The following is a 19,885-nucleotide window of genomic DNA, read 5'->3' on the forward strand; positions in this document are numbered from 1 at the left end:
CATCTAGAGTGACCCCATGACCGCCCCCGCCCACGACCAGCCGCAGCGTCGCCTGCCGGCCGTTGAGGAGCGCTCGGCGGGCGGGGTCGTCGTCGACATTCACAACGGTATGGCGCGGATCGCCGTCATCGCCCGCCGCAACCGCGCCGGCCGCCTCGAATGGTGCCTGCCCAAGGGCCACATCGAGCGCGGGGAAACGTTGTGCGAGACCGCCGCTCGCGAGGTCGCAGAGGAGACCGGCATCGAGGCGCGCGTGCTGATCAAGCTGGGCACCATCGACTACTGGTTCGCCACTGGCGAGCGCCGCGTGCACAAGTTCGTGCACCACTACCTGCTGGAGGCGACCGGCGGCTACCTCACCATCGACAACGACCCCGACCAAGAGGCCGTCGATGTCGCCTGGCTGCCCCTGGAACACGCGCATCGCCACCTGACCTTCCCCAACGAGCGCCGGATCGCACGGGAGGCCTGGCAACGGCTCGCCGGGGACGAGTGAGCAGGAGCGCGCGCTCGCGGGCTGTGCTCGGCGCCCTCCTAGGCGTGCTGATGGGCGGTATGGCGAGCCTCCCGGCATCCTCTGCGCCTGCCCCCGCCGCCGCTTCCCTCGTTCGCGCCGACTCCCTAGTGCGCGCGGGCGTGGCCGGGCCCACGATCCGGATCACCGGCCTCACACCGACGCTGGCCGGGCCCAAGACCCAGGTCGTCGTGCGCGGGGAGGTCGTCAACAACTCCAGCGCCGCCATCGCCGCCCCGACCGTGCGCTTGTCCGGCAGTGAATCACCCCTGAAGGACCGCCGAGACGTCTGGGCGTGGGCCGGCGGAACCGCGCGGAGCGACTTGCAGTCGTGGGACACCGACGACCTCGCGGGCACGATCGCCCCCGGCGCCAGCCGCGCGTTCGTCGTGCGCCACCGACTGACCGACTCCCTCGGCGACAGCTTTGCCGCCCTCCCGATCGCCCTTGATGCCGGCGGCACCCAACTCCCCACCTTCATCACGTATGCCGCGGGCTCGCCCCCCAGCGACGCTCGTCTTCACGAGATCCTCCTGCTTCCGGTCACCTTGCGTCCGCATCGGGCGATGTTCGGCGACTACGGGGCCGCACGGCTCGACGCCTGGCTGGCGGAGATCGGACCGGAGGGGCGGCTGACGCAGCAATTGGCCGCAGCTGCCGACAAGCCGGTGATCTGGGCCATCGACCCGACGCTCATCGACGCGCCCGCCGACATCCCGGACGCCCGCCCGGTGGAGGCCCCGGCAGGCGCGGCGTGGGATCGGATCGGCCCGGAGCAGAAGGCCGAGGTGGTGGCGCGGCGCGCCTTCCGGGAAGCGCTGACCAAGGCCGTCGCCGGCGACGATTGCACGGTGCTGCCGGTCGGTGACGCCGACCTCGTGGCCGGACTCGGCATCCGCGAGGCGACGGCACGCGTGCGCAGTCTCGTCGGTGGCGGCCGCGCTGGCGGTGACTTCGCTGGCTGCCGCGACGACATCGTCTGGCCCGCGGACGGGCTGCTGAGCACGCAGCGGGCCCAGGAACTCGCGCCGCTGATGCCCGAGGGCACGATCGGTGCCCTGCTCGGGCGGGCCTCCAGCACGCCAGCCGCCGAGGGCGCCGGCGGTGCCGCTTGGCGGACTGCTGACGGGGTGCCGGTCCTCGCCTACGACGACGCCCTCAGCAACGCCCTCCTCGATCTCGGCCAGGACGACGAGATCGGCGTCGTCACCGGCCAGCGGCTCCTGGCGGACTCCCTGGCCGCCTATGCGCAAGACCCGACGCGAGACCGGGAGATCCTCATCGCCGCACCCCGGGGCGTTGACTCGATGGGACTCGGCGTCGCGCTGGGCCGCCTGGCGTCGGCTCCATGGACCCGCACCGCCGGACTGACCGAGTTGCTCACCACGACCGCCGACGGCGAGCAGGTTGCGGACGTGACGCCAACGGACGTGGGCGAGCACACGGCCATACCGACCCCGATGCCCACGGACCCGCAGGTCCTGGCCCGCCCGGCGATGACGAGCGGCCGGCTCGCCTATCTCAGCGATGCGCTCGACGACATCGCCGTCACCGCCAAGGTGCGCGTCGACGGCGCCGAGCAATCGGCGCTATGGACCGAGGCCCTCGATCAGCTATTTTCGGCGCGTTGGCGCGCCGACCTGCCCGAGTTCCAGGGGCAGATGCGCCGCCTGCGCACGGCGGGAGCGACGGCCCGCGGCGCCGTTCAGGTCACCCCCGAGACGATCAACTTCTTCGCAGACACCGGTCGTCTCCAACTGACCGTCACCAACAACCTCGACGTCGCCCTGACCGGGCTGAAGGTCGTCCTGCGCCCCCAGACCGGACTCCTGCGCGTTGAACAAGCCGCCGATGCGGTCGACATCGGTCCGCGCTCGAAGGCCGTCGTGGCGGTGCGGGCCACCGCGCTCGCGGCCGGTAGCGTGCCCATTCGCGCCTCCCTGTCGGCTCGGGATGGGTCGATGGTCGGCGCGGCAACGACGGTGACGGTCCGCGTGCGGCCGACGGGAGATTGGATCTACTGGTCGATGGGCGGCGTAGCGGGAATCCTGCTGGTCCTGGGCGTGGCCCGACGACGTCGGCGGCGCGCGGCATGAGCGGGGACGGGGTCGCTCGCTCCAGCGCCATCATGGCCTCGGGGACGCTGGTCTCCCGCGTCCTCGGGCTCGTCCGCACCCAGCAACTCGCCGCCGTGGTGGGCGTGACCGGCTTGACCGCGGACGCGTTCTCGGTCGCCAACACCCTGCCCAACAACATCAACCTGCTGGTCGCCGGCGGGATTCTGCAGTCGGTGCTCGTCCCCCAGATCGTCAAGGCGTCCACCCAGGGCGAGGCCGGCGAGGCCTATGTGGATCGCCTCATCACCTTGTCGTTGGCGTTGATGGCCGGACTGACCCTGGTCGCGACCCTGGCCGCTCCTGGCCTCGTGTGGGTCATGAGCGACACCCAGGATGCCCAGGCTCGCAGCCTTGCCGTCGCGTTCGCCTTCCTGTGCCTGCCGCAGATCTTCTTCTACGGGCTCTACACCTTGCTCGGCAATGTCCTGAACGCCCGCGGGCACTTCGCCGCCTATATGTGGGCGCCGGTGCTGGCGAATGTCGTGGCCCTCGGCGGCCTCCTGGCCTTCCGGTTCGGTGGTCTGCCGTTGCAGGCCGCGCCGGGGGACTGGAACGCGGGCATGATCTGGTTGCTCGCGGGCACCGCGACCCTGTCAATCGTGGCGCAGGGCGTCTGCCTGATCATTCCGTTGCGGCGCATTGGTTTCCGCTATCGGCCGCGCTGGGGATTTCGCGGCGTCGGACTCGGCGGCGCCTCCCGGGTCGCCTTCTGGTCCTTCCTCGCCGTCCTGCTGAGCCAAGTCGGCTTCGTCGTCACGAGCCAGGTGCTGACCCGGGCGACGAGACTGGCCGACCAGGAGCACATCGTGGCGGCCGGGAAGGCGTCCTACGACTACGCCTTCTTGCTTTTCATGCTGCCGCACTCTTTGGTGACGGTCTCGCTCGCCACGGCGCTGTTTACCCGGATGTCGGCCTCGGCGCACGCCGGCAAGACCCGCGACGTCGTCGCCGACTTCAACCGGGGATTGCGTATGCCCGCGCCCATCCTCGTGCCGATCAGCGTCGCCGGGTTCGTCTTCGCCCCCATGGTGACGGCGATCTTCTTCTTCGGCGAGCCGCTGGCCAAGACCAATGCCGTAGCCGGCATCCTCACCGCGATGCTGGTCGGGCTCGTGCCCTTCGGCTGGCTCTACCTCGTCAACCGCGCCTTCTATGCCTACGAGGACGCCAAAACCCCCTTCCGACTCCAGATCGTCGTCACCGTCCTGGCCACCGCCATCAACCTGTATGCGGCTATCGGGCCCGTCCGCTACACCGGCATCTGGGTGGGTGTCGGTCAGACGGTGAGCAATCTGGCGGCCGCGGCATACGGGCTGGAGTTGTTGCGCCGCAAGCTCGGGCCGCTGCGCCTGGGGTTAACGCTGCGGACCTATGTCCGCCTGATCGTCGCCAGCCTCGCCGCTGCCGCCCTCACTGTGGCCCCCGTATGGATGCTCCGCTCCCACCTGAGCGAATCTCGCCTCCTGCAGTTGGTCGCCTTGGCCGTGATGGGAGGGCTCTATCTGTCCCTGACCTGGTCATTCGCACACCGGATGCGGGTTGCGGAGGTCGGCGAGCTCCTCGCTCCGGTGCTTCGGCGCGTGCGCCGCTGATCGCCAGCCTCCCGCGAGCCGACCGGCTCCAACAACGTCGCCGAACTAGGATGACCGAGGCCGGGGTGACCCCGCCACGGCCGAACGCTCTCGGAGGGAGCCGAAACTCGTGCCTGCCCTGGTCCCCGGAGCGGTCGTCGCCGATCGCTACATCGCGCACCGCCTGCTGGGCGAGCATGCCGGTGCCGAGTCGTGGACCGGGTCCGACGGCACCACCGGCGACGCCGTCGTCCTGGTCGTCCTCCCGGACGATCACCCGCAGGCGCTCGCCGTCCTCGACGCCGCCCACCGCGCCCGCGGTCTCGACAACGACCGCCTCGCGCGCATTCTTGAGGCCGGGCGGGCCAATGGCGTCGCGTTCTTTGCCGAGGAATCACTCGACGGCGCCCACACGCTGGGCCAACTCGCGGCTCGCGGCGGGCTCGACGCCGACGAGGTCCGCCGGATCACCGGCGAAGCGGCCCTCGCGCTGGACGCGGGCCAGGTTCGCGGCCTGCACCATCTCTCACTGACGCCGGAGAGCCTGCTGGTGATGCCCGATGGTGGTGTCAAGGTCGCCGGTCTTGCGACCCAGGCCGCGCTGGCCGGGCACGACCACATCGGCGGGCCTCGGGCGCTGCGCCGCGACGCGCAGGGCCTCGTAGCCCTGGCGTATGCCGGGCTGACCGGCCGCTGGCCGCACGGCGCCACCACCCGGTTGGAGCCGGCGCCGCGGATCTTTGGGGGCGTCCCGCGGCCGTCCGAGATCGCTGTCGGCGTGCCCGCCGACCTCGACACGATCTGTCGGCAAACGCTGAGCGAAGGCCTCGGGCCGTCAAGCCCGGCGGACTATGCCAGCCAGATCGCCCCGTGGGCCGGTATGCCGGGCCTCGCGCAGCCGGATACCACGGATGACGGGACCGACAGCAACCCGACGGTGCCGATAGACCTTCGCCCGGCCCCAGTGGCGAGCATGACCACGGAGTCGTCGGAGTCCGTCGAAACAACGGTCCCGCGGACGGTGGACCTCACCGACCCCGACGCCACCAAACCCGAGGCCGCTGTTGTGGCAGGCGCCTCTAGTGATGACGCCGTCACCGTCAGCGCGGAGGCGAGTGGAGCCGGAGCGACCGCTGCTGCTGGAGCCACAGCCGCTGGAGCCACTGCCGTCGGTGCCGCCGTCGGTGCCGCCGTCTCGGGCGTCGCCGCGGCCGCCGGCCGCCCGCCTGCGCGTCTGGCTCGGCATCGGCCGAAACGACCACACCGGCGACGAATCGACGGACTCCCCAACGGAGGCCGCGGACACCACTGACACGACAGCCGCCCCAGCCCAGGTGCCCGCCCCTGTCCAGGTTCCCGCCGGGAAGCCTGACGTCTCGAAATCCCTTGCCCCGCAAGCAGATACGACGGCAGAAGGGGAGACGGAGAACGCTGGCGGCTCTCTGGTGGGTCGCCTGAAGGGGTTGACCACCGCGACCACCGGACGCGCGCTGCAGGAGCACCGCACGCTCAAGCAGGCGATCCGTGACGACGAGGCCGCCCGCGAGGTGTCCATCGATCAGACGCCGCAACAACAGGAGTATGAGCCGCCTGCCCCCCTCCTCCCGGCCGAGGCCGGGGCTCCGCCGACCTCGGCGCAGAAGGGGGTCGTTCTGGCGTTGTTCGCCGCTTTCGTCGTGATCGCGGGTGCCCTTGGCATCCTGGGCGCCTCAAAGATCGGCTCCAACACCGACCTCGGTGCGATCCTGGGTGAGACGACGCCACGGCGGTCTGCCACGACCTCCTCGGCACCCCCGACCGCCGACAAGCCGGGCGAGACCAGCCCGCTGGCCATCTCGGCGGCGACCGGCTATGACCCCGAGGGCGGTGGCAACGAAAACAACGCGCTCGCCGCCAAGGTCTACGACGAGGACCCCAATTCCTACTGGCAGACCGAGGGCTACCAGGGGCCGGGCTTCGCGGGGCTGAAGTCCGGCGTCGGCGTCCTGCTCGACATGGGTCAGGTCGTCACGCCGACCAAGATCAACCTGTCGCTGCCCACACCGTCGAGCTTCGAGATCTATCTCGGCAACGAGCCCGACAAGGCCGGAGCCACCAAGATCGGCGCCGCCGACGGCGAGGTCAAGGGCGACGTCAGCATCACGACCGATGGAGCGACATCGGGGCGATACATCATCGTGTGGTTCACCAGCGCGCCTCAGGTGGCCGACGGCTCCTACCGCGCGACCTTGGGCGAGATCAGCGTTTTCGGTTAGCCGACCCGGGCCATGACGACCGACGCCGCCACGCTGCTGGAGCGCACCGACCGCGAGTTGATGCAACTCCACTTGGCCGGTGACCCGGACGCCTTCGGTGAGATCTTCCGTCGGCACAAGGATCGGATGTGGGCCGTCGCGATGCGGACCTGCGGCAACCGCGAACTTGCCGCCGACGCGGTGCAGGACGCCTTCATCTCGGCGTTCCGGCGCAGCGCCTCCTATCGAGGCGACGCGGCCGTGACGACCTGGCTACACCGGATCGTCGTCAACGCGTGCCTGGACCGGCTGCGGCGCGAGCGGCCGACCTCGGAACTCCCCGAGTTCGACCTCACCGACGGCAAGGATGCGCACAGCCAGCTGGAGACCCGGCTCGATGTGCATGCGGCCCTGGCGTCACTACCCGAAGCCCAGCGAGCGGCGCTCATCCTGGTCGACATGCACGCCGTCCCCGTGGCCGAGGCGGCCGAAATTCTCGGTGTCGCCGAGGGGACCGTGAAGTCACGCTGCAGTCGCGGACGCACCGCCTTGGCGGCCTTGATCACGCGAGACGGCTCCGCGATCGCGCCCACGACGGACCGGCCGATGGAACCGGGGAGGGAGTCATGACGTCCCACCTCGTCAGCACCACGCCATACCCCAGGAGTTTCCGGTGAGCCCGCACGACGGCGACGTCCCCTTCGAGGACGATCCCACGGGCATGCGCGCCCTCCTCGCGGGCCTGCCCGATCCGGGGCCGATGCCCGACGATCTGGTGGCGCGCATCCAGGCCAGCCTCCTGAGCGAGTCGCGGAGCCGGGCGGCGGACGCGCAAACTCCGCATTCCATTCCCCAGCCCCCCACGGCGCCGGCCCGTCACGGTGCGTCGATCCCGGCGGGTCGGAAGCGGCCGCTGGGGCAGTGGATTTTCGGCCTGGCTGCGGCCGGGCTGGTCGTGGCGGGCGGCGGTTATGCGCTCCGCGGGGCCGCCGGCGGGAGTGACGCAGCCGGGGGGGCCGTCTCGATGGGCTCCGCCGAGGCTGGAAGTCACTCAACCTCCACGTCCTTCGCCGGTGGCGATGCGAGCAGTTCGACCAAGGCGGCTTCCGACGACGCCACCGTCCAGGGGACGGTGCAGGTCGATGGGGGTGGACCCACCTATACCGTCAAAGACCTCCCGGAGGAGGCCGAGGGCGTCGTGGCCAGGGCGCAGGACTCGCCTCCAAGCGGATTCACCCCCGACGGCCCCTTCGGCGACGCCGAGCGCGTCGAGGCGTGCCTGATCTCCCTCGGCATGCGCCCCGGCGACCGGTCCGTGGTCCAGGTCGGGACCTACGGCGAGCGGGCGGCCGCCATCGTGACCTATGCCGAGCCCGGCGCGAGCACGTGGACCGCCTACCTCGTCGGTCCCTCGTGCGGCCTCGGCACCTCCGACGCCATCGCGGGACCGGTGTCGGTCTCGGCGAAGGCTTCGGGTGGAACAAACACGCCGTAGGATCGGTTGCACCGCCCACACTCGCATCGCCCCCGCTTCGGCGATGCCCACTGAACCGCTCTAGGGGTTGATCCGCGTGTCCTCCGACAACGTCCGTTCCGTCATCATCATCGGGTCGGGACCGGCGGGATATACAGCGGCGATTTACGCCGCACGCGCCAACCTTGAACCGCTGCTGTTTGAGGGCGCCGTCACCGCGGGTGGCGCCCTGATGAACACCACCGAGGTCGAGAACTTCCCGGGTTTCGAGACCGGCATCATGGGTCCGGATCTGATGTTTGCGATGCGCGGCCAGGCTGAGCGCTTCGGCGCCGAGATCATCACCGATGACGTGACCGCCGTGTCCTTGGAGGGCGACGTCAAGACGGTCACCTCCAGCGAGGGGGAGACCTACTCGGCCCGTACGGTCATCCTGGCGATGGGATCGGCATACCGCGAGCTTGGTCTCCCGGACGAGAAGCGCCTCTCGGGCCATGGCGTGAGCTGGTGTGCCACCTGCGACGGCTTTTTCTTCAAGGACCAGGACATCGCCGTGGTCGGCGGCGGCGACTCCGCGATCGAGGAGGCGACCTTCCTGACGAAGTTCGCCAAGTCCGTCACCATCGTGCACCGCCGCGACGAACTCCGGGCCAGCAAGATCATGGCGGATCGCGCTTTCGCCAACGACAAGATTCAATTCGCCTGGAATAGCGCCGTCTCGGCCATCCACGGCGAGGAGAAGCTGACTGGGGTCACCCTGCGCGACACCGTGACCGGTGTGGAGCGCGAGCTGCCCATCACCGGGCTGTTCGTCGCCATCGGCCACGACCCGCGCAACGAGTTGGTCAAGGGCGTCGTCGCTCTCGATGACGAGGGTTATGTCCTGACCGAGGGACGCACCAGCCTGACCGATGTGCCGGGCGTCTTCGCCTGCGGCGATCTGGTCGACCACCGCTACCGTCAGGCGATCACGGCCGCCGGCAGTGGGTGTGCGGCCGCCCTGGATGCCGAAAAGCATCTGTCCCACAACTGATTTCAATCATTACTAGTCGCTTGACGAGGAGCGAGAACCTATGACTGGCAGCACTTCCATCACCACCGATGCAACCTACGACGCCGATGTCCTGCAGAGCGAGACCCCGGTGCTGGTCGACTTCTGGGCCCCCTGGTGCGGCCCGTGCCGCGCCATCGCTCCGGTTCTGGAGGAGATCGCCAAGACCCACGACGGCAAGCTGAAGGTCGTCAAGCTCAATACCGACGAGAACCCGGCCGTGACCCGCCGCTATGGCATCACCAGCATCCCGACCATGCACGTCGTGGTCGGTGGCGAGATCGTCAAGAGCCTCGTCGGCGCGATGCCCAAGCCCAAGCTGCTGCGCGAGTTGGAGCCCTTCCTCGGCTGAGCCAGTACCTAGCGCTACGGCGCTCGTCCCGTCAGGGGCGGGCGCCGTTGTCGTATCCGATGGCGGCCAGGATCCGGGCGAGATCCTCCGCACCAGCGAACTCAATGGTGACCTTGCCCTTGGTCTTGCCCAGCTGGATGCTGGCTCGGGTGTCGAGGAAGTCCGAGAGCCGGCCTGCGAGGTCGTCTAGTTCCGGGTGTGGCACCACGGTGCGGGGTCCTCGTGACCGCGGGGCCGAGTCGTCCCCGAGGGTGACAATCTCCTCGACCGTCCGCACGGACAGGCCCTCGGCCACGATCCGCTGGGCCAGGCGCTCCATTGCCGCCCCGTCCGGCAGGGCGAGCAGCGCCCGTGCGTGGCCGGCTGACAGGACGCCAGCTGCCACCCGACGAGCCACCAGCGGCGGCAGCCTTAGAAGGCGAAGGGTGTTGCTGATCTGAGGGCGAGAGCGGCCGATTCTGCTCGCCAACTCCTCCTGCGTGCAGTGGAAGTCATCCAACAGCTGTTGATATGCCGCGGCCTCCTCCAGCGGGTTCAGCTGGCTCCGATGCAGGTTCTCCAGCAGGGCATCCCGCAGGAGGTCCTCATCCTCGGTCTCCCGAACGATGGCCGGTATGGTGCGCAGCCCCGCGGCGCGGGCCGCGCGCAGCCGCCGCTCACCCATGACCAGCTCAAAGCCTGCGCCCGCCCGGCGCACGACGATCGGTTGCAGGACACCGATCTCCCGGATGCTGGAGCTCAGCTCCGCCAGTTCGTCCTCATCGAAGACCGTGCGTGGCTGGCGCGGATTCGGGGAGATGGCGTCAACGTCGAGCTCGGCGAAGCTGGCCACGATCGGGTCGGCGAAGCCTTCCGGCTCATGAGCCAAGCTTGCTGGCCCGGATTCAGATCCGTCGGGGACAGGCGCTGACTCGCGCATCGGGCCTGCCGCCGCGGACTTCGCCAACGACTCGGAGCTGGCGGCCGGCAGTAGCGCACCCAATCCCCGACCGAGGCCCCTCTTCTTGTCACTCATGCGCGCTCGCCTTCCTGCGACTTTGCTGCGGCCCGCTGAGCCAGTTCTCGGGCCGCCTCCCGATAGGAATGTGCGCCAACGCCATTCGGCTCGTAGGTGACGACGGACTGCCCATACGACGGGGCTTCGGAGATGCGCACGGTCCGTGGAATGGTCGCCCGGAGGACGGCGGCGGGGAAGTGCGTCCGCACTTCCTCGGCGACTTGAGCGGCCAGGCGGGTGCGCCCGTCATACATCGTCAGCAGGATGGCACCCAAGCCCAGGCTGGGGTTGAGGCTCTCTTGGACGAGGCCGACCGTGCGAATCAATTGGGTCAACCCCTCGAGTGCGTAGTACTCGCACTGGATCGGGATGACCACCTGATCGGCCGCGACCAGGGCGTTGAGCGTCAGCAGGCCCAGGCTGGGCGGGCAATCAATCAGCACGTAGTCGGGGGCACCGATGCGGTTGCGGGCCAGCTGCTGCCGCAGTCGATCGAGGGCCTCTCGGAGCCGAAACTCGCGCCGCTCGATCGCCACCAGCTCGATCTCGGCACCAGCCAGGTCGATCGTCGCCGGGGCTACCCACAGGTCGGGCACGTCCGGGCATGGGCGAACGGTCCGCAGAAGCGGGCGGTCGGCGACCAGGACGTCATACACGCCCATCATCGCGTCCGCGTGCCGGTCGATGCCGAGGGCCGTGCTGGCATTGCCCTGCGGGTCCATGTCGATGAGGAGGACGGTGAGGCCACCTTCGGCTAGTGCGGCCGCGAGATTGACCGCACTGCTGGTCTTGCCTACTCCGCCCTTTTGGTTCGACACCGCCAGAACTCGCGGGCGCGCTGGCTTAGGCAGCGGCGTGATCACCGGCGTTTCACGTGAAACCTCGCCACCAAAGCGCAGCAGTTCCTCGGAGTATGCGGTGGGCCGCACGTCACCAGATGATGCACTCTCATCGTCAAGAACAGCGATAGGGGGACCGGCGGTGGGGTCGAAATCGGGCACGGTTGGGCGTTTTCCCTTCACTGCTGACTTCGGTCCTTCATCACGTCGTCGAGCGATGTTTCACGTGAAACAGCGCAAGACCACTCTAACGGCGACCCCAACGTCGAAGGATGATCACCGTGGTTGGGTCGGGCAGCGCGTCACCTACGGTGGTCACGCGCGCATCCACGAGGTGCCACTTCTTAAGCAGGGCTCGCGCCTCCACAAGTTCATCACCGGCGCTGGCCCCCTTCATCGCCACGATGTCACCGCCAACTTCCGTCAACGGGGCACACCAACCCAACAGTTTGGGAAGGCGGGCAACGGCGCGGGCGGTGACATAGCGGCCGCTTAGTGAACCGCGAAAGTCCTCGGCGCGACCTCGGTGCACCTCGACATTCGTCAATCCGAGCGACTCGACCGTCGTGCTCAGCCACGCCGTGCGGCGGGCCATCGGCTCGACGAGATGCAGCTGCAAGTCCGGGCGGGCGATCGCCAACGCGAGCCCCGGCAGTCCGGCCCCGGAGCCCACGTCGACCACCCGAGCATCGCGCTCGGGCATGGCCTCACCAATGACCGCACAGTTGAGCACGTGTCGATCCCACAGTCGCGGCACCTCGCGAGGCCCGATCAGGCCGTGGCTCACGCCCGTGTCCGCCAGAATCGCGACGAAGGCAGCGGCCACCTCCAGTCGATCACCGAAGACGCGCGACGCTACGTCCGGCGCTGCGGGAATGTCGTTAGGCGGGGAGGACAACGACATAGCGGCGCGGCTCGACCCCGCTCGACTCCGAGTTCAAGCCCGCGCCGAGCACCTCGTCGTGGACGACCTTGCGTTCGAATGCAGTCATGGGTTCGAGGTCGACCTTTTCGCCGGTCTCCTTGACCTCGGCGATGGCGTTGCGGGCGATGCCGACCAGCACATTGCGACGCTCCGCACGGAAGCCGGCGACGTCCAGCATCAACCGCGAGCGTTCGCCCGTCACGGACTGCACCGCAAGCCGGGTCAGCTCCTGGAGGGCGTCCAAGACCTTGCCGTCGGTGCCGACCAAGCGGCGCGGCACGCGGCCCTCTTCCGAGTCCACGATGGCGACCGCGGCCCGGTCGCCGTCGACGTCCAGGTCGATGTCGCCGTCGAGGTCGGTGATGTCGAGCAGCGTTTCGAGGAAGTCCGCGGCGACCTCACCCTCGCGCTCCAACTGGGATCGGCGGTTCCCGCCAGAGGCGGAGCGGCCATCCTCCGCCGCGACCTCATCCCCAGCGGTCACCTCGGCCACCACATCGGCCCCGGTCGACTCGACCGCCACCAACTCGGCCTCGGCCTGCTCCGGCGCGGTCTCAAACTGCTCAGACATAACTGCGACTCCTTCGTCTGCCGACGCGCCGGGCTCAGTCCGGAGCACGCCAGGTTACTGATAGTAGTAAATGGGTTAGGCGCCCGTGGGAGAGTCCGGTGAATCCTGCGGGCCGTCGGGGCGGGGCGAACCGCTCCCCGGCTTGCGACTGCCCTTGCCCTTGCGCTTGGGCTGCTGTCTCTGACCACCGGTCGGCTTCTGGTCACCGGTCGCGTCACTGATGACCGTTCCGGCGACGGTGCTCGCCTCACCGGGGACATCGATGCCCTTGCGACGACGGCGCTCCTGCAGCGCCTTGTCGGCGGGCGAGCCCGGCGCGGGCATACGCCGGATCACGTAGAACTGCTGGCACATCGACCACACGTTGGTGACGAACCAATAGATGAGGACACCGATGGGGAAGTTGACGCCCGAGATCGCGAAGAACAGCGGCAGGATGTAGAGCATCACCTTCTGCTGCCGCGCGAACGGGTTGTCCAGCGCCGACGCCGGCATGTTCTTGGTCATCAACTGACGCTGCGTCGTGAAGGTCGTGACCGACATCAAGATGATGAGCACGACGGTGACGATCTTGGTGCTGGTCGTCTCGGCACCCATGAACTTGTCGGAGAGCTGCGCACCGAAAAGTTGTGCCTGCTCGGCCTGACTTGCCACGGCCTTCGTGATCGGGCCGATGGCGTCCTTGTCACCGTTGGCGATCGCCTGGAGCCCATTGAGGACCCGGAACAGACCGAAGAAGATCGGCGACTGGGCCAGGATCGGCAGACACGAAGAGAACGGGTTGGTCCCGGAGGTGCGATAGAGCTCCATCGTCTCCTGAGTCATCTTCTGCCGTGACTCGGGATCGGTCTTGCCCTTGTACTTCGCCTGGATCTTCTGCAGCTCCGGGCTGATCATCTGCATCTTGCGCGAGGCATTGATCTGCTTGACGAAGAGCGGGATGAGCGCCGCTCGCATCACGATCACGAGACCGACGATGGACAGGCCCCACGTCCAGCCCGACGCCGCCGGCATACCGACCGCCGTGAACGCCTGATGGAAGCCGTACATGATCCACGCGACCACCCACTCAATGGGGTAGAGCACGCTGTTGAAGAAGTCGCCCATGCTGTCCTAACTGATGGCGGCGAGCGTCAGTTCGCCGGAGTCGAGATCGAGGTCGTATGGCGCTCGGGCACGTGATCCACCCCGCCCGGCGCCCACGGGTGGCACCGAGAGATCCGCCGGATGGCGAGCCAGCTGCCGCGCAGGACACCGAAGCGGCGCAGGGCGGTCACGGCATACGCCGAGCAGGAGGGGTAATAGCGGCACGAAGGCGGGGTCAAGGGAGAGATGAGCAGCTGGTAACCGCGAATAAGCCACACGAGCGGCTGTGCGAGCACCTGCGCCGGTGTCATGCGGGTCGTCCGAGGGTCACGAGCGCGCGGTCCAGAGCGGCACCCAGATCCGCGGTGGTGGCACCGCCGGCGGCCGCATTCGCCCGAATCACCAGGTCGGTGCCCGGCGTGACGCCCGCGAGCCGCGCCGCGCAGAGGTGGCGCAGGCGCCGCTTGGTCCGGTTGCGGACCACCGCATTGCCGACGGCCTTGGACACCACGAAGCCCACCCGGGGCGGTCCGTCGGACCGCTCGGGCGGGCGAAAGGCGTGCACCACGAGCAGCGGGGTGCCGATGCGGCGGCCTCCCCGCGTGCGCAGGACGGCCGTGAACTCGGCGGGGGTCCGCAACCGGTGCTGTGCCGGCAGCACAGCCCTAGCGGATCAGGCGGAGAGCTCGGCGCGGCCCTTGCGGCGGCGCGCGGCCAGGATGGCGCGACCCGCGCGGGTGCTCATGCGGTGCCGGAAGCCGTGCGTCTTGGCGCGGCGACGGTTGTTGGGCTGAAAGGTGCGCTTGCTCACGAGAACTCTTCCGTGTGTGTCGAGGTCGTCGGGGCGGACGGCCACGACCAGGCGGGTGCGGACGGGACTGTCGGCCGCAATCGGAAACCTGCGGCGTCCGGCAACCCAGTGCCACAGGCATGCGAAAACGGCCGAAAGGCCGAAGAACAACGGTACGGCAGGCGCGCGGGCAGGGTCAAACTCGTCCATACCGGAGTGGCAACCCGGCAGTATGGCGGTGCGCCGGGTTGATGCGTGGACGCCACGCCGAAGGGCACGCCGGTGAAGGGCTCATCATCCGTCGCGACGGGGTAAGTTACCCCCAGCGCACCGGTTGTACTTGCCCACAGCCTGTGGACCACTTTGTGGACAACTCGCACTGACTCGATTCGCAGTGCGTGGCGGAAGGACGTGAAGGGTGACCGACGGCGCACGAGAGCGGGCCCGGATCTGGAGCGAAGTCCTGACCCGACTGGAGTCCGACGGCGTCTCCGCGCAGCAACGGGCCTTCCTGACCGGAAGTGAGCTCAAGGGCTTGCTCGACGACACTGCGCTCATCGCGGTCCCGACCGACTACGCCAAGACCATGCTGGAGACCCGCATCCGGGTCCCCGTCGAGCAAGCCCTCGCCCACGCCCTGGAGCAGCCCACCAAGGTGGCGGTGACGGTCGACCCGAGCCTCGACGTGGAGGAGGAGCCGGCCTCCGAGCCGATCGCCCCCGAGCCACGCACCGGACCGGTGACCTTGTTCGACGCGCTCGACGACGAACCAGCGCCCCGCAACGCGGCCTCGCCGCGGCATACGCAACAGCCGGAGAAGGTCGAGCTCACCCGCCTCAACCCGAAGTACCTCTTCGACACCTTCGTCATCGGCGCCAGCAATCGGTTCGCCCACGCGGCGGCCGTCGCGGTCGCCGAGGCGCCGGCGAAGGCCTACAACCCGCTCTTCATCTATGGTGAGTCCGGGCTGGGCAAGACGCACCTATTGCACGCGATCGGCCACTACGCCCGAAGCCTGTATCCGCACGTGAAGGTGCGTTATGTGAACTCTGAGGAGTTCACCAATGACTTCATCAACTCGATCCGGGACGACCGCGCGGCCAACTTCCAGAGCCGCTACCGCGAAGTCGACGTCCTGCTCATCGACGACATCCAGTTCTTGTCGGGCAAGGTGCAGACGCAAGAGGAGTTTTTCCACACCTTCAACACGCTGCACAACGCCAACAAGCAGGTGGTCATCACCAGCGACGTCCACCCCAAGCAGCTCAGCGGGTTCGAACAGCGGATGGTGTCGCGGTTCGAGTGGGGACTGCTGACCGACGTGCAGCCTCCGGACCTCGAGACGCGGATGGCGATTCTCGGCAAGAAGGCCCTGCAAGAGCGGCTGACCGTGCCTGCGGACGTCACGGAGTACATCGCAAGCCGGATCTCGACGAATATCCGCGAACTTGAGGGTGCCCTGATCCGGGTGACGGCCTTCGCCAGCCTGAACCGTCAGCCGGTAGACCTCCCGCTGACGCAGATCGTCCTGCGCGATTTGATGCCCGTGGAGAGTGCCAACCAGACGAGTGCGGCGACGATCATCGCCCAGACGGCGGCCTACTTCGGGCTGACCATCGAAGATCTCCAAGGCGCCTCCCGCTCACGCGTGCTGGTGACGGCGCGGCAGATCGCGATGTACCTCTGCCGGGAACTCACCGACCTCTCCTTGCCCAAGATCGGTCAGCAGTTCGGCGGCCGTGATCACACGACGGTCATGCACGCGGACAAGAAGATCCGTCAGCTCATGGCCGAGCGGCGCGCGATCTACAACCAAGTCACCGAGCTCACCAACCGGATCAAGCAGCAAGGCTCCGCGCGCGGCGCGGCACCGGTCGTCGACTGAGCACGGTCGGGCGCGCCCTCAACCTGGGTTCATCCCCAGGTCTATCCACTGACGGTGCATAAGGCGTTACCGTTCCTTCACCTACCGACAGGTCACCGGACCGCCGCTATCCACAGTCTGGGGAAAACCCTGGGGAAATGCCGTTTTCCCGGCCTCGAGGGGTCCGATTCCTGTGGCAAGAGACGTGGAGAAGCGGTGGATCGGCATACGTGCGCTGTCCACAGGAACACCTTTTCGTGTGTATGCCGCGCCGCTCTCCCCAAGGGCACGTCACTGTCCTCGCTCCGCCCACAGGCGTTGTCCACGGGCAGAGGAGGCGCTGACCTCGGCAGAGACGGGTTTTCCCCAGCATCCCCAGGCGCTATGACGATGATGAATCCTCCCAACTTGATTGATGCGCCCCGACAAGGACTGGGGACAACTGTCCGAAGGGATCAGCGGCGGGTTAGTCTCGGCATCCCGGTTCGCCGATGACGGCGGCCATGTCATCGTGTAGGTCGCCGCGCCGCTGCGATCGCCCGGCCTAAGGTGGTCCTTGTGAAGTTCCGAGTCGAGCGTGATGTCCTCGCCGAAGCCGTGACCTGGGTTGCGCGCGGCCTACCGGTGCGTCCGGCCGTCCCGGTGCTGGCCGGTGTGTTGGTCGAGGCCGGCGCCGACGGGACGCTGACGCTGTCGGCCTTCGACTACGAGGTGTCGGCACGCGTCACCGTCGCCGCCGAGGTCAGCGAGGCCGGTACGGCGCTGGTGCTCGGTCGCCTGTTGTCCGACATCTCGCGGTCCCTGCCGGCCGACAAGCCGGTCGACGTCGCGACGGACGGCAACAAGGTCTCGGTGACCTGTGGTTCGTCCCGGTTCGCCCTGCTGCAGATGCCGGCAGCCGACTACCCGACCCTGCCGACGCAGCCCACCGCGAGCGGCACGATCGACGGTTCGACCTTCGCTCAGGCGGTCGCGCAGGTGGCCATTGCCGCCGATCGCGGGGACACGCTGCCGATCCTGACGGGGGTGCGGGTCGAAATCGAGGGGGAGAAGGTCACCTTCCTCGCCACCGACCGCTACCGGTTGGCGATGCGCGAGTTCACCTGGAACCCCAGCGACGGAGACGCCTCCCATGTCGCCCTCATCCCGGCGCGGACGCTGGCGGAGACGGCGCGAGCTTTGGGTCAGGGTGGCTCGGTGGCCGTGGCGCTCGGGCAGGCTGCCGGCGGCGACGGGCTTGTCGGCTTCGAGGCGGGGCAGCGGCACAGCACGTCGCGGCTGCTCGACGGTGAATACCCCAAGGTCTCCAAGATCTTCCCGACGACCTCCGAGACCGAGGCCGTCGTTAAGACCGCGGACCTGGTCGAGGCGGTCAAGCGCGTGGCGCTGGTGGCCGAGCGCAACACCCCGGTCCGCCTGCGGTTCAGTGACGGCCAGGTAGCGATCGAGGCCGGTGCGGGCGACGATGCGCAGGCCTCGGAGGCAGTGGAGGCCAGCGTCGACGGCCCCGAGATCGAGATCGCCTTCAACCCTGGCTTCCTTCTCGACGGGCTCGGCGCGCTGCACATGCCCTATGCGCGGTTGAGCTTCACTCAGGCGCTGAAGCCGGCGATGCTGACGGGACAGTCCGAAGTGGACGGGTCGCCGGAAGTGAGCTACCGCTACGTGCTGCAGCCGGTGCGCCTGACGTCCTAGAGTGAGCCGGGGCGTGCGCGACCGAGCGCACCAGCGGACACCTTCAGGAGGCGGCATGAAGATCGGTTTGATCGGGCTGGGCAAAATGGGCGGCAACATGCGCGAGCGCATTCGCCGTGCCGGGCACGAGGTCGTCGGCTTCGACTTCAACCCCGACGTCACCGATGTCCCGACGCTTGAGGCCCTCGTGGAGTCCCTCGAGGCCCCTCGGCTGGTCTGGGTGATGGTCCCCCACGGTGCGCCGACGAGCTCGACGGTCGCCAAGCTCGGCGATCTGCTCTCCCCGGGCGACCTGGTGATCGACGGCGGCAACAGCCGGTTCACCGAGGACTTCGTCAACGACGAGTTGCTGGCCGGCAAGGGCATCGGCTACCTCGACTGCGGCGTCTCCGGCGGCATCTGGGGCTTGGAGAATGGCTATGGCCTGATGGTCGGCGGCCGGGACGAGCACGTCGAGTTGGCCATGCCGATCTTCGACGCGCTGCGGCCCGAAGGCCCGCGCGACGAGGGCTTCGTCCACGCCGGCGACATCGGCGCCGGGCACTACACCAAGATGGTCCACAACGGCATCGAATACGGGCTCATGGCCGCGTATGCCGAGGGCTACGAACTCCTCGAAGCCAAGGACATCGTCAAGAACGTCCCGGGCGCCTTCAAGGCCTGGTCGCGCGGCACCGTCGTGCGCTCTTGGCTGCTCGACCTGATGGTCAAGGCGTTGGAGGAGAACCCCACGCTGGAGGGTGTCTCCGACTACACGGCCGACTCGGGCGAGGGTCGGTGGACGGTCGAGGAGGCCATCGCCAATTCGGTGCCGATGCCGGTCATCTCGGCCTCGCTGTTCGCCCGATTCGCCTCGCGGCAGCAGGCTTCGCCGACGATGCAGGCCGTCGCGGCGTTGCGTGGACAGTTCGGCGGGCACCAGGTCATGACCGTGGCGGAGGGTGAGGCCCTGCGCAACGGTGACGGGGCGTCGCACTAGCCACCTGACGTTCGTTCCACTTAAGTTCGCTCCCTCGTGTTCGTTCGGCACCTGAGCCTCGTCGATTTCCGCAGCTATCCCTCCGCGGAGATCCCGCTCGGCCCGGGTGTCACGACCCTGATCGGTCTCAACGGCCAAGGCAAGACCAATGTGGCCGAGGCGATCGGCTACCTCGCGACCCTGAGTTCGCACCGAGTGTCGACGGATCAGCCATTGGTTCGTTTCGGTGCGAGCCAGGCGATCGTGCGCGCTATGGTCGTGCGCGACGAGCGCGAGACCCTGATCGAGGTCGAGGTCAACCCCGGCCGCAGCAACCGGGCGCGCGTGAACCGCGCCCCGGTTGCGCGACCACGGGAGGTGCTCGGCAACGTCCGGTCGGTGTTGTTCGCCCCGGAAGATCTTGCCCTGGTCAAGGGCGATCCGGCGGCGCGGCGGCGGTTCATCGACGACTTGCTGGTCCAGCGGCAACCCCGCTGGTCGGGCGTCCGCGCGGACTACGACCGAATCCTCAAACAACGCAGTGCGTTGCTGAAGTCGGCCGCTCCGGTGCTCCGGCGAGGTCGCGGCGGGAGCCGGGGCGGGCGGCGACCCGAGGGGGAGAGCCAGGAGGAGGCGCGGGCGAACGCGCTCCATACGTTGGATGTGTGGGACGGGCACCTCGCCGCCCTCGGGGCGCAGTTGTTGTATGCCCGGTTGCGGCTCCTACGGGACCTGCGCGGCCACCTTCGGGAGGCCTACGAGACGGTCAGCGGGGGTGCGGGGGAGGCGACGGTGACCTATCGCGCGTCCGTGACCGAGTCCGTCGCCGCCGCGATCGCGGCGGGGG

21 protein-coding genes are annotated in these 19,885 nt (G+C 68.5%); 13 read left to right on the plus strand and 8 right to left on the minus strand.

The genetic code is table 11. The features are described 5' to 3' along the window. The first annotated feature begins 16 nt into the window (after nucleotides 1-16). The 9 genes from BN13_RS06760 to trxA all read left to right on the plus strand — a co-directional run bounded on the left by BN13_RS06760 (nucleotide 17) and on the right by trxA (nucleotide 9,313). Complete coding sequence (locus BN13_RS06760) at nucleotides 17-496, plus strand: NUDIX hydrolase (protein ID WP_048545480.1); 480 nt, start codon at nucleotides 17-19, stop codon at nucleotides 494-496. Then, complete coding sequence (locus BN13_RS06765) at nucleotides 493-2,610, plus strand: DUF6049 family protein (protein WP_157038478.1); 2,118 nt, start codon at nucleotides 493-495, stop codon at nucleotides 2,608-2,610. Before BN13_RS06760 ends, BN13_RS06765 begins: the two co-directional genes overlap by 4 nt. Further along, nucleotides 2,607-4,223 (plus strand): murein biosynthesis integral membrane protein MurJ, encoded by a 1,617-nt coding sequence (gene murJ / locus BN13_RS06770; RefSeq protein WP_048545483.1) that lies wholly within the window; start codon nucleotides 2,607-2,609, stop codon nucleotides 4,221-4,223. The genes BN13_RS06765 and murJ overlap by 4 nt, the downstream gene beginning before the upstream one ends. A gap of 109 nt (nucleotides 4,224-4,332) precedes the next feature. Continuing rightward, nucleotides 4,333-5,514: a protein kinase family protein gene (locus tag BN13_RS06775; RefSeq protein WP_048545485.1), complete on the plus strand. Its 1,182-nt coding sequence runs from the start codon at nucleotides 4,333-4,335 to the stop codon at nucleotides 5,512-5,514. 151 nt (nucleotides 5,515-5,665) lie between these two features. Then, nucleotides 5,666-6,457: a hypothetical protein gene (locus BN13_RS06780; RefSeq protein WP_157038479.1), complete on the plus strand. Its 792-nt coding sequence runs from the start codon at nucleotides 5,666-5,668 to the stop codon at nucleotides 6,455-6,457. 12 nt (nucleotides 6,458-6,469) lie between these two features. Next, on the plus strand, nucleotides 6,470-7,066 hold the full coding sequence (sigM, locus tag BN13_RS06785) for an RNA polymerase sigma factor SigM (RefSeq protein ID WP_048545489.1): 597 nt from the start codon (nucleotides 6,470-6,472) through the stop codon (nucleotides 7,064-7,066). 43 nt (nucleotides 7,067-7,109) lie between these two features. Then, nucleotides 7,110-7,931: a hypothetical protein gene (locus BN13_RS06790; protein ID WP_048545491.1), complete on the plus strand. Its 822-nt coding sequence runs from the start codon at nucleotides 7,110-7,112 to the stop codon at nucleotides 7,929-7,931. Nucleotides 7,932-8,007: 76 nt separating this feature from the next. After that, entirely contained in the window at nucleotides 8,008-8,943 is a 936-nt protein-coding gene (gene trxB / locus BN13_RS06795; RefSeq protein WP_048545493.1) for a thioredoxin-disulfide reductase, read from the plus strand. A gap of 40 nt (nucleotides 8,944-8,983) precedes the next feature. After that, nucleotides 8,984-9,313: a thioredoxin gene (trxA, locus tag BN13_RS06800; RefSeq protein ID WP_048545495.1), complete on the plus strand. Its 330-nt coding sequence runs from the start codon at nucleotides 8,984-8,986 to the stop codon at nucleotides 9,311-9,313. Nucleotides 9,314-9,344: 31 nt separating this feature from the next. On the opposite strand, the gene BN13_RS06805 is transcribed toward trxA, so the two are convergent. The 8 genes from BN13_RS06805 to rpmH all read right to left on the minus strand — a co-directional run bounded on the left by BN13_RS06805 (nucleotide 9,345) and on the right by rpmH (nucleotide 14,542). Beyond that, on the minus strand, nucleotides 9,345-10,328 hold the full coding sequence (locus tag BN13_RS06805) for a ParB/RepB/Spo0J family partition protein (RefSeq protein ID WP_048545496.1): 984 nt from the start codon (nucleotides 10,326-10,328) through the stop codon (nucleotides 9,345-9,347). After that, nucleotides 10,325-11,239 (minus strand): ParA family protein, encoded by a 915-nt coding sequence (locus BN13_RS06810; protein WP_053079745.1) that lies wholly within the window; start codon nucleotides 11,237-11,239, stop codon nucleotides 10,325-10,327. The genes BN13_RS06805 and BN13_RS06810 overlap by 4 nt, the downstream gene beginning before the upstream one ends. A 157-nt stretch (nucleotides 11,240-11,396) precedes the next feature. Further along, nucleotides 11,397-12,053, minus strand: coding sequence for a 16S rRNA (guanine(527)-N(7))-methyltransferase RsmG (gene rsmG / locus BN13_RS06815; protein WP_048545497.1), 657 nt, complete (start codon nucleotides 12,051-12,053; stop codon nucleotides 11,397-11,399). Beyond that, the gene (locus tag BN13_RS06820; protein WP_048545498.1) at nucleotides 12,031-12,645 is read right to left on the minus strand and encodes a Jag family protein; all 615 of its coding nucleotides are present in this window, start codon (nucleotides 12,643-12,645) and stop codon (nucleotides 12,031-12,033) included. Before BN13_RS06820 ends, rsmG begins: the two co-directional genes overlap by 23 nt. 75 nt (nucleotides 12,646-12,720) lie before the next feature. Further along, on the minus strand, nucleotides 12,721-13,752 hold the full coding sequence (yidC, locus tag BN13_RS06825) for a membrane protein insertase YidC (RefSeq protein WP_048545500.1): 1,032 nt from the start codon (nucleotides 13,750-13,752) through the stop codon (nucleotides 12,721-12,723). A 26-nt stretch (nucleotides 13,753-13,778) separates the two neighbouring features. Further along, nucleotides 13,779-14,042, minus strand: coding sequence for a membrane protein insertion efficiency factor YidD (gene yidD / locus BN13_RS06830; protein ID WP_084733616.1), 264 nt, complete (start codon nucleotides 14,040-14,042; stop codon nucleotides 13,779-13,781). Then, entirely contained in the window at nucleotides 14,039-14,392 is a 354-nt protein-coding gene (rnpA, locus tag BN13_RS06835; protein WP_048545502.1) for a ribonuclease P protein component, read from the minus strand. The genes yidD and rnpA overlap by 4 nt, the downstream gene beginning before the upstream one ends. A gap of 12 nt (nucleotides 14,393-14,404) precedes the next feature. Then, nucleotides 14,405-14,542 (minus strand): 50S ribosomal protein L34, encoded by a 138-nt coding sequence (gene rpmH / locus BN13_RS06840; RefSeq protein WP_048548957.1) that lies wholly within the window; start codon nucleotides 14,540-14,542, stop codon nucleotides 14,405-14,407. A gap of 397 nt (nucleotides 14,543-14,939) precedes the next feature. Here rpmH and dnaA point away from each other — a divergent pair, with 397 nt between their 5' ends. The 4 genes from dnaA to BN13_RS06860 all read left to right on the plus strand — a co-directional run. Next, on the plus strand, nucleotides 14,940-16,406 hold the full coding sequence (gene dnaA / locus BN13_RS06845; protein WP_048545503.1) for a chromosomal replication initiator protein DnaA: 1,467 nt from the start codon (nucleotides 14,940-14,942) through the stop codon (nucleotides 16,404-16,406). 537 nt (nucleotides 16,407-16,943) lie between these two features. Continuing rightward, on the plus strand, nucleotides 16,944-18,080 hold the full coding sequence (dnaN, locus tag BN13_RS06850) for a DNA polymerase III subunit beta (protein ID WP_048545505.1): 1,137 nt from the start codon (nucleotides 16,944-16,946) through the stop codon (nucleotides 18,078-18,080). Nucleotides 18,081-18,135: 55 nt separating this feature from the next. Continuing rightward, a complete protein-coding gene (gene gnd, locus BN13_RS06855; RefSeq protein ID WP_048545506.1) occupies nucleotides 18,136-19,059 on the plus strand; it encodes a phosphogluconate dehydrogenase (NAD(+)-dependent, decarboxylating) in 924 nt (307 codons plus the stop codon). A 36-nt stretch (nucleotides 19,060-19,095) separates the two neighbouring features. Next, nucleotides 19,096-19,885 (plus strand): AAA family ATPase (locus BN13_RS06860; protein WP_048545508.1); only part of this gene is annotated, 790 nt, incomplete at its 3' end.

Source organism: Nostocoides jenkinsii Ben 74, assembly GCF_001046875.1.
In the GTDB taxonomy this organism is placed as follows: Bacteria; Actinomycetota; Actinomycetes; order Actinomycetales; family Dermatophilaceae; genus Nostocoides_A; species Nostocoides_A jenkinsii.

Bases quoted from the DNA above. Each gene is read 5' to 3' on its own strand.
- BN13_RS06760 (WP_048545480.1), top strand. From the start codon at position 17: ATGACCGCCCCCGCCCACGACCAGCCGCAGCGTCGCCTGCCGGCCGTT.
- murJ (WP_048545483.1), top strand. From the start codon at position 2,607: ATGAGCGGGGACGGGGTCGCTCGCTCCAGCGCCATCATGGCCTCGGGG.
- sigM (WP_048545489.1), top strand. From the start codon at position 6,470: ATGACGACCGACGCCGCCACGCTGCTGGAGCGCACCGACCGCGAGTTG.
- trxA (WP_048545495.1), top strand. From the start codon at position 8,984: ATGACTGGCAGCACTTCCATCACCACCGATGCAACCTACGACGCCGAT.
- BN13_RS06805 (WP_048545496.1), bottom strand. From the start codon at position 10,328: ATGAGTGACAAGAAGAGGGGCCTCGGTCGGGGATTGGGTGCGCTACTG.
- rsmG (WP_048545497.1), bottom strand. From the start codon at position 12,053: ATGTCGTTGTCCTCCCCGCCTAACGACATTCCCGCAGCGCCGGACGTA.
- BN13_RS06820 (WP_048545498.1), bottom strand. From the start codon at position 12,645: ATGTCTGAGCAGTTTGAGACCGCGCCGGAGCAGGCCGAGGCCGAGTTG.
- yidC (WP_048545500.1), bottom strand. From the start codon at position 13,752: ATGGGCGACTTCTTCAACAGCGTGCTCTACCCCATTGAGTGGGTGGTC.
- yidD (WP_084733616.1), bottom strand. From the start codon at position 14,042: ATGACACCGGCGCAGGTGCTCGCACAGCCGCTCGTGTGGCTTATTCGC.
- gnd (WP_048545506.1), top strand. From the start codon at position 18,136: ATGAAGATCGGTTTGATCGGGCTGGGCAAAATGGGCGGCAACATGCGC.